The sequence below is a fragment of the Bacteroides sp. AF29-11 genome (assembly GCF_003602895.1).
GTDB lineage: Bacteria > Bacteroidota > Bacteroidia > Bacteroidales > Bacteroidaceae > Bacteroides > Bacteroides uniformis.
The window spans coordinates 221,075-233,397 of the sequence record NZ_QTLY01000009.1; the positions used below are offsets into that span (position 1 = coordinate 221,075).

Consider the following 12,323-nt stretch of genomic DNA (forward strand, 5'->3'; position numbering starts at 1 on the left):
CCCCCGCCCCCAAGACGACGTAAAACGCCTGCGCCGCCGTAACGGCAATGCTTCTCCAAACTCGGCACATTTTTACGGAACGACATTCGATGTCAGTTGGAAGCGCTTTCAGAAAATAGAAGACGAGGATGGACGTCCTTTGCAGGATGTCAGCGCAGATACCTTAAAACTGGTCCTTTCGGAAGTGCTCCGTGACCTGCGGAAAGCCGACAAATGCTACATCAAGTACGAATTGAAGCAAGGATGCTTCCACATTACGACAAGAGAGAAATAAGCGGAAAAGAATTAGCGTTAATAGTATTTTTCAATCCCGCCAAACCCTATTATTATTTTGTTCTCTTTCGTTTTACAGATAAAGTTATTTAATCGCCTTTCAAATTCTTCCGGTCGTTTCCTCGCCGCTTCAATGTATGCGATTCGGATACGTTTATAGGGGTCAGAGAAACTCTGATAATTCTTCCATATTCTTTCATCCTCTTTCAATCTGTCGATTATATCATTTGGAAAAACAAAAGGAACCGACAAGACAGTTCGTATTTTATCCTCAAATTCAAGATGTATCATTTTATGCTCCAGCAACCATTTCAACCTTTCTTTGTTGGCTTGCGAATAGGTACTTTTAGGATTCCTGGGCGTGAAACGCTGAATTTTATGTTCTTTGTCAAGTGACTTTATCGTGCTGTCAATCCACCCGAAACAAAGGGCCTCTTCAACAGCGTCATTATATACAATACTTTTCTCGCTTGAAGATTTAGTAGGAAACACAAACCAGACTCCATCGGCAGTATCGAAATTGTCAGCCAGCCACTTCCGCCAATCTTTTCTGTTTTCAAAATATCTTATTTCTGTTGACATGACAAGCCATCCAAATTACACTTCTCTCCTTATTCTTCCAGCATCTTCCACGCTAGCGGCAGGCAGGCAACTATATCCCCCACCGTCATCCCCACTGCCCCCTGCTTCTTGCAGGCAACATCTCCCGCCAGTCCGTGCACATACGTGGCCAGGCAGGCAGCCTTCTCCGGCTCATAGCCTTGGGCAAGCAAGGCAAGCACCACTCCCGTCAGCACATCACCGCTGCCTCCCGTTGCCATACCCGGATTGCCGGTAGGGTTGAAAAAACATTTCCCGGCAGGAGTGACAATGGCAGAATAAGCGCCTTTCAAGATGATATGCACTCCGGCGCTCTTCGCCAGCTCGCGAGCCTTCATCAGGCGTTCGTACGAATTCTGGCATTTGCCTACAAGACGCTCCAGTTCCTTGGGGTGCGGAGTCAGAATACTCCCTTTGGGCAGACGCCCTATATAGTTACGCTTCTCGCCCAGCAAGTTCAGGGCATCAGCATCCACCACCATCGGAGTCTGGCATATCTCTATCTGCTCCAGCAGAGCCGCCTCGGTCTCTGCCGCCTTTCCCAGTCCCGGACCTATCGCCACGGCCTGGTAATCGTCCGTATCAGTAGCGGCGGCAAAGCAGGTGTCGCTGATGTCCAGCTCCGTCATGGCTTCGGGCACGGAAGTCTGCACAATGAAGTTGTTGCAGAACGGCACATGCACCGTCAGCAGCCCCACCCCCGAACGCAGACAAGCACGCGCAGCCAGCACCGAAGCTCCCGCCATTCCCTGCGAACCGGCTATCAGCAGTGCACGGCCGAAGTTCCCCTTATGGGCAAACCGGCTGCGCGGCTTCAGCAGGGCAGACACGTCTTCATGCTCCAGCAGGCAGAAGTCCGTTTCCATGTCATGAATGGCATCCTTGCTGAGCCCGATGTCCAGTAACTGCCATTCGCCCACATACGGCTCGTTCTCGGCAAAGAGAAATGCCAGTTTCGGCAATTGCAGGCTCAGCGTCAGATGGGCACGGACGATATTCGTATGTACGTTGTAGGTGTTGTCCTCACCCATCAGTCCCGATGGGATATCGATGGACACCACCGTTGCGGGCGAAGCGTTGATGTACTTCACTACGGCTGCAAAACCGCCGCTCAGAGCCTTGTTCAGACCGCTGCCGAAGAGGCCGTCTATCACCACATGGTCCGCCGTCAGCACAGGAGGTACAAACTGAGTGGTCACTTCGTGGAAGTCCACGCCCGGCACGTCGGCCAGCCGCTCCTTGTTCGTCTCGCAGTCCGGCGAAAGCGTCCCTTTCGTATTGAAGAGATACACCTCGAGCCGGTAGCCCTTCCCAGCCAGCAGTCGCGCCAGGGCAAGCGCATCGCCACCGTTGTTCCCCGGTCCGGCAAAAACGGTGAGCGGCGTGTCCGGCTCCCAACGCTCGGCAATGGCACGGGCCAATGCGCGTGAGGCACGTTCCATCAAGTCGATGGAGGCAATCGGTTCATTCTCTATGGTATCTGCATCCAGTTGCTTGATGCTTGTAGTAGGAAATATCTTCATAATAGGATTATCTTAAAATCGTAGAGCAAAGATAGGGCTTTGATTTCAACTGTACAAAGAGAAGACGTTTTTTATCAAGTTGCTTTGTCCCCCGGGAAAAAATATCTGCTCCGTAAGGAAAAGTTGTCTTCAATGCAAAGGATTCTTAGAACAAAGCCTTTATTCTTAGAAACAAAAGCTCTATTTCTATAAACAAAAGCTTTATTTACAGAAACAGAAATTCTGTTTTAAGTTTGCGTAGGCTTACGGATAAGTTTGCACAAGCTTGTCGGCAAGTTCCCGCAGGCTTGTCGGCAAGTTTCTAATTATACCCATTAACTTACGCAAAATAATGACTAATTTTGTACCCTCAACATATAATAAAAGCCAAAACAATAAAAGCATATTCAATGAGTACATCCCGACACCCGAAAGGTCTTTACCTTATCTTCGCCACCAGCACGGCAGAGCGTTTCAGCTACTACGGCATGCGTGCCATCTTCATTCTGTTCCTCACCCAGGCACTCCTTTTCGACAAGGAGCACGCCGCCTCCATCTACGGCAGCTACACCGGACTGGTGTACCTGACACCCTTAATCGGCGGCTACATCGCCGACAAATACTGGGGCATCCGCCGTTCCGTCTTCTGGGGGGCCATGATGATGGCAGTCGGCCAGTTCCTGATGTTTGCCAGTGCCTCGATGCTGGAGGCGCGTGAGCTTTCGCATTGGCTGATGTACGGCGGACTGACTTTCCTTATATTGGGCAACGGCTGCTTCAAGCCCACCGTCTCCTCCCTGGTGGGGCAGCTCTACGAGCCGGGTGACAAACGGCTGGATTCCGCCTACACCATCTTCTATATGGGTGTCAACGTGGGTTCCTTCCTCGCCCCGCTGGTCTGCGGCTATTTTGGCGAGACGGGCAACCCTCACGACTTCCGATGGGGCTTCCTCATTGCCGCCATCGTCACCGTGCTGACGGTCGTCCTCTTCGAAACCCAGAAAAACAAGTACCTCATCGGCCCCGATGGCAAGCCCCTCGGCATTATCCCCGACGCCCGCAAGGAGCGGCCCCAGGCAGACAACACCGCCCGGAAGAGTGCCCACGCCAACGGACGGCCCATGCGCAACTACCTGCTGCTCGCCCTGCTTGCCATCGCGCTTGCCGGTTTCTTCTACTGGTGTTTCGGGAGCGATTGGATAAGCATCGGCATCTTCACCGCCTGCATCGTGTTTCCCGTCAGCATCCTGCTGGAAGGCTCACTCACCAAGACGGAGCGCGACCGCATCTTCGTCATCTACATCATCGCCTTCTTCGTCATTTTCTTCTGGGCGGCCTACGAGCAGGCAGGCGCCTCGCTCACGCTTTTCGCCTCCGAGCAGACCGACCGCGTCATCCTGGGGTGGGAAATGCCCGCCTCCTGGATTCAGTCCTTCAACCCCTTCTTTGTGGTGATACTTGCCGCCATCATGCCGGGCGTATGGGGCGCCCTGGGCAAACGGGGCATGGAGCCCGCCTCGCCCACCAAGCAAGCCATCGGCCTGCTACTGCTTTCACTGGGCTATCTCGTCATCTGCTTTGGGGTGAAAGATGTTCAGCCGGGCATCAAGGTGAGTCTCATTTGGCTGACGGGGCTCTACTTCATCCATACCATGGGCGAAATCTGCCTCTCGCCCATCGGACTCTCCATGGTGAACAAGCTCACGCCCATCCGCTTCGCCTCGCTGATGATGGGGATATGGTACCTCTCCACCGCCACTGCCAATAAGTTTGCAGGCACGCTGAGCGGGCTCTACCCCGAAGCCGGAAAGGTAAAGACGCTGCTGGGTTATCGCATCGAGACAATGTACGATTTCTTCATGGTGTTCGTCGTCATGTCTGCCACGGCATCGCTTATCCTCTTCCTGCTTTCAAAGAAATTACAGAAGATGATGCATGGAGTGGAATAAAAATCGTATTTTTGCGGCAACTTTCTAAAAACATCCCATCTATGGATACCATACAAATAAAAGACAAGATGTTCACAGTCTCCATCAAGGAGCAGGACATACTGAAAGAAGTAACCCGTGTAGCGAACGAAATCAACCGCGACCTGGCAGGAAAGAATCCTCTATTCCTCAGCGTACTGAACGGTTCGTTCATGTTTACCGCCGATTTGCTGAAACGAATCACGATTCCCTGCGAAATTTCATTTGTCAAATTGGCATCTTATCAAGGAGTATCCTCTACCGGGGTAATCAAGGAAGTAATAGGCATCAATGAAGACCTCACAGACCGTACAGTGGTCATTGTAGAGGATATCGTAGATACGGGACTCACCATGCAACGCTTACTGGACACCCTCGGCACTCGCGGTCCCAGGGAGATTCATATTGCCTCTCTACTGGTGAAACCCGATAAGCTGAAAGTTGATTTGAACATAGAATATGTGGCCATGAATATTCCGAACGATTTCATCGTGGGCTACGGGTTGGATTATGACGGCTTCGGGCGCAACTATCCCGACATTTATACTGTAGTAGACTGATACAGACATAATATAGTAAATCATTAAATAATAACTAAGCAAATGTTGAACATTGTAATTTTTGGTGCTCCCGGTTCAGGTAAGGGAACACAAAGTGAAAAGATTGTAGAAAAGTATGGCATCAACCACATCTCTACCGGAGACGTGCTCCGTGCTGAAATGAAAAACGGTACAGAACTGGGCAAGACTGCTAAAGGTTATATCGACCAGGGCCAGTTGATTCCCGATGAGTTGATGATTGATATTCTGGCAAGCGTATTCGACAGCTTCAAGGATAGCAAAGGCGTGATTTTCGACGGCTTCCCCAGAACAATCGCCCAGGCTGAAGCATTAAAGAAGATGCTCGCCGAACGCGGACAGGAAGTCAGCGTAATGCTCGACCTCGACGTGCCCGAAGAAGAACTGATGAAACGCCTTATCAAGCGCGGACAAGAATCAGGACGTGCAGACGACAATGAAGAGACAATCAAGAAGCGTCTGGTGGTTTACCACTCACAGACAGCTCCGCTGATTGACTGGTACAAGCAGGACGGCAAATACCAACACATCCAGGGCTTCGGCGTATTGGAAGAAATCTTTGCCGATGTTTGCAAGGCTATTGACGCAGTGAAATAACAATAAAACAGAATATGGCTGAATCGAATTTTGTTGACTACGTAAAAATATATTGCCGCTCCGGAAAGGGCGGACGAGGTTCTACGCATATGCGGCGTGAGAAATACATACCCAACGGAGGCCCCGACGGAGGTGACGGAGGACGAGGAGGCCATGTCATCCTGCGGGGTAACCGCAACTACTGGACGCTACTCCATCTGAAGTACGATCGCCACATCCTGGCAGGTCACGGAGAATCCGGTTCCAAAAACCGCAGTTTCGGAAAAGACGGAGCGGACAAGGTGATTGAAGTGCCCTGCGGCACGGTGGTGTACAACGCCGAAACGGGTGAATATATCTGCGACGTCACCGAGCACGAACAAGAAGTCATCTTGCTGAAAGGCGGACGCGGAGGTCTGGGTAACTGGCACTTCAAAACCGCCACACGCCAGGCTCCCCGCTTTGCACAACCGGGCGAACCGATGCAGGAGTTGACGGTAATCATGGAACTGAAGCTGCTGGCAGACGTCGGTCTGGTAGGTTTCCCCAATGCAGGAAAATCCACTTTACTGGCATCCGTTTCTGCGGCGAAGCCCAAAATCGCCAATTATCCGTTTACAACGCTGGAACCCAATCTGGGCATCGTGTCCTATCGCGACAGCAAATCGTTTGTGATGGCGGACATTCCCGGAATCATCGAAGGAGCCAGTGCGGGCAAAGGATTGGGATTGCGCTTCCTGCGACACATCGAGCGCAACTCCCTGTTGCTGTTCATGGTGCCTGCCGACAGCGACGACATCCGCAAGGAGTACGACATACTCCTGAACGAGCTCCGCACCTTCAACCCCGAAATGCTGGACAAACAACGCGTGCTTGCCGTCACCAAATGCGACATGCTCGACCAGGAACTGATGGACGAGATAGAGCCGACACTGCCCGAAGGGATTCCGCATATATTCATCTCTGCTGTCTCCGGCATGGGCATCTCTACGCTGAAAGACATCCTTTGGGAAGAGCTGAACAAGGAAAGTAATAAGATAGAAGGCAAAGTGGACAGCATTGCCCATCGCGCCAAAGACCTCAGCCACCTGCAGGAAGAATTGAAAGAAGAGGGTGAGGACGAGGACCTCAGCTATGAATACGTCAACGACGACGAGGACATAGAGGACCTCGAGGACTTTGAATACGAAGAAGATTGGGAGGAAGATAAAAAATGATTCCTCTTACAGAAGATAAGAAAATGTTGGAATATGAGCTGCTTGCCTCATATCCCGGCATTTCTTGTTTTGTAACCACCCGCCACGGTGGATGCAGCCAAGGTAACTATGCCTCCCTCAACTGTACACCTTACACGGGAGACGAAGCCGAAGCTGTACGCCGCAACCAGGAAATAGTATGTTCTTCCCTGCCCCAACGCCCCCAAGAACTGGTCATCCCGTTTCAGACCCACGGGACAAAGGCACTTGTCATTGACGGAACTTACCTGCAAGCAACAGCAGAAGAACGCCACTCCATGTTGCAGGGCATTGATGCACTGATAACCCGTGAACCGGGCTACTGCATCTGTATCTCTACGGCAGACTGCATTCCCATCCTGCTCTACGACCGGAAGAATGCCGTGATAGCCGCTGTTCATGCCGGATGGCGCGGCACTGTGAATTACATCCTCGGCCACACACTCGACAAGATGCGTGCCCGCTATGGTACAGAGGGCAAAGAAGTGATAGCCTGCATCGGCCCCGGCATCTCCCTTTCCGCCTTCGAGGTAGGCGACGAAGTCTATGAAGCATTCCGCAAGAACGGTTTCCAGATGGATTACATCTCCGAATGGAAACCCGCCACCCACAAATACCATATCGACCTATGGGCTGCCAACCGACTGCAACTGCTGGACTTCGGAGTACCTTCCGCACAAGTGGAGACAGCCAATATATGTACTTTTACCCAATATGAAGAGTTCTTCTCGGCACGCCGGATGGGTATCAAATCCGGAAGGATATTGTCGGGAATCATGTTAACCCATTCAAACGGATTGCATTAATGTATCATATCGCACTTTCTAAAGAAATCAAGCAGAATTGCCCCGAATTCCGCGGTGCAGCCGTATTTGCCGAAGTGACAAATACCCCATATTGCGAAGGGTTGTGGCAGGAAATCGCAACTTTCACCCAAGAGCTAAGAGCCCGTGAAACCACGGACAGCATCAAGTACCAACCCGTCATTGCCGCCACCCGCGAAGCCTACAAACGTTGCGGCAAGGATCCCAGCCGCTACCGTCCCTCGGCCGAAGCACTGAGACGGCGACTGCTGCGCGGATTGGAACTCTATCAGATAGATACGTTGGTAGACCTTATCAACCTTGTCTCCCTACGTACGGGCCACTCTATCGGCGGATTTGATGCCGACGAGATACAAGGAAGCGACCTTGAGCTGGGCATAGGACGTGCCGAGGAATCGTTCGAGGGTATAGGCCGCGGCATGCTGAACATAGAAGGGCTGCCCGTCTACCGCGACCGTATAGGCGGTATCGGTACCCCGACCAGCGACCACGAACGCACCAAGATGAAACTTGAAACCCGCCATATCCTTGCCATTGTCAACGGCTACAACGGGCAGGAAGGTCTGAAAGAAGCAGCCGAAATGATATTGGAACTGTTGGAGAAATATGCTTCCTCTACCGGTGGGAGTATACAATATTTTGAATAAATGAAAATCCGTATTCTTGTCCCTCTCCTGCTCATAGCCCTTGGTGCCACGGCACAAGGGAAGAAAACGGTCTTTTCCGCCATGGAAACCAACCATATTCGCGTTGCCACTCCGGGACTGTTTTCGCAAAGAGAACTGATAGAGCTACCTTTGGAGGACATTCCGGACACGGAATACTCCTTTCCCCTGCCTGGAGGAAAAGTCATCTCCCCTTACGGACGGGGGCGGGGACGCCACAGCGGCATAGACATCAAGACCTGCGCCAAAGACACCATACGGAGTGCCTTCAACGGCGTAGTACGGATGTCCAAGCCTTATAGCGCCTACGGCAATGTCGTCGTCGTACGCCATGACTTCGGACTGGAAACGATATACAGCCACAACTTCAAAAACCTTGTACATTGTGGCGACACAGTCAAAGCCGGACAGCCCATCGCACTGACCGGACGCACCGGACGCGCCTCTACTGAGCATCTGCACTTCGAGACACGCGTCAACGGGCAGCACTTCGACCCCAATATCATCTTCAACATGAAGGAACAGACGCTGAACCGACAACGTATCGGATGCTCAAAAAAAGGAAACGGCATCGTCGTGCAACAATTACCGACAATCTACCCGAAGCCACTGCAAAAAAAATACCCAATGGAACTGTTTAAGTATCCAAACGTTTCACTACATTTGCAGAACGTTTCACTAAAAGAACGAATTGAACTTAAAACATATCAATGATAGAAAAACTGATTGTTCTTGAAGATATTGACCCGGTAATATTTTATGGCGTAAACAACGCCAACATGCAGCTGATAAAAGCCTTGTATCCCAAGCTCCGCATTGTTGCCCGCGGCAATGTCATCAAAGTATTGGGTGATGAGGAGGAAATGTGTGCATTTGAGGAAAACATCACCAAACTGGAGAAATACTGTGCCGAATACAATTCTTTGAAAGAAGAGGTCATTATAGACATCATCAAAGGCAATGCCCCGCAAGCGGAAAAGTCGGGCAATGTCATTGTATTCAGCGTAACCGGAAAGCCGATTATCCCGCGCAGCGAGAACCAGCTGAAGCTGGTAGAGGCATTTGCCAAGAATGACATGCTGTTTGCCATCGGTCCTGCCGGTTCAGGAAAAACCTATACTGCCATCGCGCTTGCCGTGCGGGCACTAAAGAATAAGGAGATAAAGAAAATCATTCTCAGCCGCCCCGCCGTAGAAGCCGGAGAAAAGCTCGGTTTCCTGCCCGGCGACATGAAGGACAAGATAGACCCGTATCTGCAACCACTCTATGACGCCCTGCAGGACATGATACCTGCCGCCAAGTTGAAAGAGTATATGGAGCTGAACATCATCCAGATTGCCCCTCTCGCCTTTATGCGCGGACGTACACTGAACGATGCCGTTGTCATTCTGGATGAAGCGCAGAACACGACCACCCAGCAAATCAAGATGTTCCTCACCCGCATGGGCATGAACACCAAGATGATTGTCACGGGGGACATGACGCAGATTGACTTGCCTTCTTCCCAGACTTCCGGTCTGGTGCAGGCACTGAAGATTCTGAAAGGCGTAAAAGGCATCAGTTTTGTGGAGCTGAACAAGAAAGACATCGTACGCCACAAGTTGGTAACTCAGATTGTGGAGGCCTACGAGAAGTTCGACAAGGAAGCGAAAGCGGAGCGTGAACGACGCAAAGCCGAACAAGCTGATAGCAAGATTGAACAGAAACAGTAAATTCTCAAATCGTAAATATTACAAAGATGAAAGCATTAACAGCAACTGAATTTAACTTTCCCGGACAGAAAAGCGTGTACCACGGAAAAGTTCGTGATGTGTACAACATCAATGGTGAAAAGTTGGTCATGGTAGCTACCGACCGCATCTCAGCCTTCGACGTAGTATTGCCGAAAGGTATTCCCTTCAAAGGACAAATGCTGAACCAGATTGCAGCAAAATTCCTGGATGCCACAACCGACATCTGTCCCAACTGGAAAATGGCTACGCCCGACCCGATGGTGACGGTAGGTGTGATGTGCGAGGGATTCCCCGTAGAAATGATTGTACGCGGCTATCTCTGCGGCAGCGCATGGCGTGCCTACAAGAGCGGCGTACGTGAAATCTGCGGCGTGAAACTGCCCGAAGGGATGAAGGAAAACCAGAAATTCCCCGAACCCATCATCACCCCGACCACAAAGGCCGAGATTGGCGAACACGATGCCGACATCTCCAAAGAAGAAATCCTGGCACAAGGTCTGGCTACACCCGAAGAATATGCCGTATTGGAGCAATATACCATGGCCCTCTTCAAACGCGGCACCGAGATTGCAGCTGAACGCGGATTGATTCTGGTAGATACCAAATACGAATTCGGCAAGCACGACGGCAAGATTTACCTGATGGACGAAATCCATACGCCCGACTCCAGCCGCTACTTCTACTCCGAAGGCTACGAAGAACGTTTTGCCAACGGCGAACCGCAAAAGCAACTCTCCAAGGAGTTTGTACGCGAATGGCTGATGGACAACGGCTTCCAAGGTAAAGAAGGACAGCAAGTACCGGAAATGACAGACGAAATCGTTACTTCAATCAGTGAACGTTACATCGAACTGTACGAACACATCACCGGCGAGAAGTTTGTAAAGGAAGATACCAGCAACATTGCCGAACGCATTGAAAAGAATGTAACTAATTACTTAATGTGATAATATGCCAATGTGCTAATGACCTTGCGGCATAATAGCGCAGCCAATTAGCACATTGGCATATCAGCACATTAGCACATTAAAAAATCATGGATTACCCCCAAGAACACATCAAGCCCTACGGCAATGACGGCAAGAAGAGCGAACAAGTGGAAGAAATGTTCGACAACATCGCTCCTGCCTACGACAAGCTGAATCACACTCTATCCATGGGTATTGACCGCAGCTGGCGTAGGAAAGCAATCAAGTACCTACGTCCTTTCCGCCCCCGGCGCATTATGGACGTAGCTACCGGCACCGGCGATTTCGCCATCCTTGCATGCCGCGAACTGCAACCCGATAGCCTGATTGGCACCGACATCTCGGAAGGCATGATGAACGTGGGACGTGAAAAAGTAAAGCAGGCGCACCTCTCGGACAAGATTTCATTTGCCCGGGAGGACTGCACCTCCCTCTCGTTTGCCGACGAAAGCTTCGACGCCGTGACCGTAGCGTTCGGCATCCGCAACTTCGAAGGGCTGGACAAAGGACTGTCTGAGATGTGCCGCGTACTAAAGACCGGCGGACATCTCGTCATACTGGAACTCTCTACACCGGACCGCTTCCCGATGAAACAACTGTTCACCATCTACTCCAAAGTCGTTATCCCCCTGCTCGGTAAATGTATTTCGAAAGACAACAGCGCCTATACCTATCTACCGGAAAGTATTCGCGCCTTCCCGCAAGGAGAAGTGATGCAGGGAGTTATCCGCAAGGCAGGCTTCAGCGAAGTGCACTTCAAGCGGCTGACTTTCGGGATATGTACACTTTATGTGGCAACTAAATAAAAAGAAGAAACTTATATAAGAAAGAGACCTTATGAAAGCTACACACACCCTCTATTTATTATTTATTTCCCTCCTTTGCGTTGCCGGTTTCACAGCTTGCGATGATTCGGGAAGTGATGATATGATATGGGATTTTGCTCCTATCGAACTGCATATCGCAGTACAAGATGTTCAAGGTAATGATTTGTTGAATCCTAAAACTCCCGGCAACATTGCCAAGCAAGGAATCAAGGCAATCTATAATGGAAAAATTTATGAAAAGGACGTTCCTATAAACCAAACCAAAGCTTACCTTGCACACTTCAACGGTCTGCAAACAATGAAATTTGAAACTGGCAAATACTTTCTCACTTTTGGAGAATTCAATGGCGACGATACATTCGATAACGAAAAAGTGATAATAGACTGGAACGATGGTACTCAAGACGTCATCACCTTCTCTAGCAAACTGACCTGGAAATCAAAAAATAAACCCGTATTCGACAGAAAGTTCTGTTTGAACGGAAAAGACAACGGATTGCAATTCGGAGGTTTTGTTATCATCAAAGAACCGGTAATCACCTCCTCAACTACTTCCGACCAATAATGTACTCCAT

At 50.5% G+C, this 12,323-nt stretch carries 14 protein-coding genes; 12 read left to right on the forward strand and 2 right to left on the reverse strand.

Annotation, left to right across the window (positions count from 1 at the left end; genetic code table 11):
* On the forward strand, window positions 1-274 hold a 274-nt coding region (locus tag DWZ03_RS16530), incomplete at its 5' end, for a DUF5715 family protein (RefSeq protein WP_243634969.1).
* A gap of 17 nt (window positions 275-291) precedes the next feature.
* Here the strand turns inward: DWZ03_RS16530 and DWZ03_RS16535 are convergent.
* Together DWZ03_RS16535 and DWZ03_RS16540 are read right to left on the reverse strand one after the other, a co-directional pair.
* Window positions 292-855, reverse strand: a complete 564-nt coding sequence (locus tag DWZ03_RS16535) for a YdeI/OmpD-associated family protein (RefSeq protein ID WP_005823665.1) — start codon at window positions 853-855, stop codon at window positions 292-294.
* Between the two features lie 29 nt (window positions 856-884).
* On the reverse strand, window positions 885-2,396 hold the full coding sequence (locus tag DWZ03_RS16540; RefSeq protein ID WP_120130414.1) for an NAD(P)H-hydrate dehydratase: 1,512 nt from the start codon (window positions 2,394-2,396) through the stop codon (window positions 885-887).
* 389 nt (window positions 2,397-2,785) lie between these two features.
* Here DWZ03_RS16540 and DWZ03_RS16545 point away from each other — a divergent pair, with 389 nt between their 5' ends.
* From DWZ03_RS16545 to DWZ03_RS16595, 11 genes are all read left to right on the forward strand, one after another.
* Window positions 2,786-4,324 (forward strand): peptide MFS transporter, encoded by a 1,539-nt coding sequence (locus tag DWZ03_RS16545; RefSeq protein WP_005835421.1) that lies wholly within the window; start codon window positions 2,786-2,788, stop codon window positions 4,322-4,324.
* 41 nt (window positions 4,325-4,365) lie between these two features.
* The gene (gene hpt / locus DWZ03_RS16550; protein WP_005823670.1) at window positions 4,366-4,902 is read left to right on the forward strand and encodes a hypoxanthine phosphoribosyltransferase; all 537 of its coding nucleotides are present in this window, start codon (window positions 4,366-4,368) and stop codon (window positions 4,900-4,902) included.
* Window positions 4,903-4,944: 42 nt separating this feature from the next.
* Complete coding sequence (locus DWZ03_RS16555) at window positions 4,945-5,517, forward strand: adenylate kinase (protein ID WP_005823672.1); 573 nt, start codon at window positions 4,945-4,947, stop codon at window positions 5,515-5,517.
* Between the two features lie 14 nt (window positions 5,518-5,531).
* Window positions 5,532-6,713, forward strand: a complete 1,182-nt coding sequence (gene obgE / locus DWZ03_RS16560) for a GTPase ObgE (RefSeq protein WP_016272593.1) — start codon at window positions 5,532-5,534, stop codon at window positions 6,711-6,713.
* On the forward strand, window positions 6,710-7,537 hold the full coding sequence (pgeF, locus tag DWZ03_RS16565) for a peptidoglycan editing factor PgeF (RefSeq protein WP_120130415.1): 828 nt from the start codon (window positions 6,710-6,712) through the stop codon (window positions 7,535-7,537). The genes obgE and pgeF overlap by 4 nt, the downstream gene beginning before the upstream one ends.
* Entirely contained in the window at window positions 7,537-8,202 is a 666-nt protein-coding gene (locus tag DWZ03_RS16570; protein ID WP_044468573.1) for a B3/4 domain-containing protein, read from the forward strand. The genes pgeF and DWZ03_RS16570 overlap by 1 nt, the downstream gene beginning before the upstream one ends.
* The gene (locus DWZ03_RS16575) at window positions 8,203-8,934 is read left to right on the forward strand and encodes a M23 family metallopeptidase (protein ID WP_044468574.1); all 732 of its coding nucleotides are present in this window, start codon (window positions 8,203-8,205) and stop codon (window positions 8,932-8,934) included.
* The gene (locus tag DWZ03_RS16580; protein WP_005823681.1) at window positions 8,931-9,932 is read left to right on the forward strand and encodes a PhoH family protein; all 1,002 of its coding nucleotides are present in this window, start codon (window positions 8,931-8,933) and stop codon (window positions 9,930-9,932) included. The genes DWZ03_RS16575 and DWZ03_RS16580 overlap by 4 nt, the downstream gene beginning before the upstream one ends.
* A gap of 26 nt (window positions 9,933-9,958) precedes the next feature.
* Window positions 9,959-10,900: a phosphoribosylaminoimidazolesuccinocarboxamide synthase gene (locus DWZ03_RS16585; protein WP_022401720.1), complete on the forward strand. Its 942-nt coding sequence runs from the start codon at window positions 9,959-9,961 to the stop codon at window positions 10,898-10,900.
* An 89-nt stretch (window positions 10,901-10,989) separates the two neighbouring features.
* Window positions 10,990-11,727, forward strand: coding sequence for a bifunctional demethylmenaquinone methyltransferase/2-methoxy-6-polyprenyl-1,4-benzoquinol methylase UbiE (ubiE, locus tag DWZ03_RS16590; protein WP_022401721.1), 738 nt, complete (start codon window positions 10,990-10,992; stop codon window positions 11,725-11,727).
* Window positions 11,728-11,758: 31 nt separating this feature from the next.
* Window positions 11,759-12,313 (forward strand): hypothetical protein, encoded by a 555-nt coding sequence (locus DWZ03_RS16595; RefSeq protein WP_022401722.1) that lies wholly within the window; start codon window positions 11,759-11,761, stop codon window positions 12,311-12,313.
* Window positions 12,314-12,323: the final 10 nt, after the last annotated feature.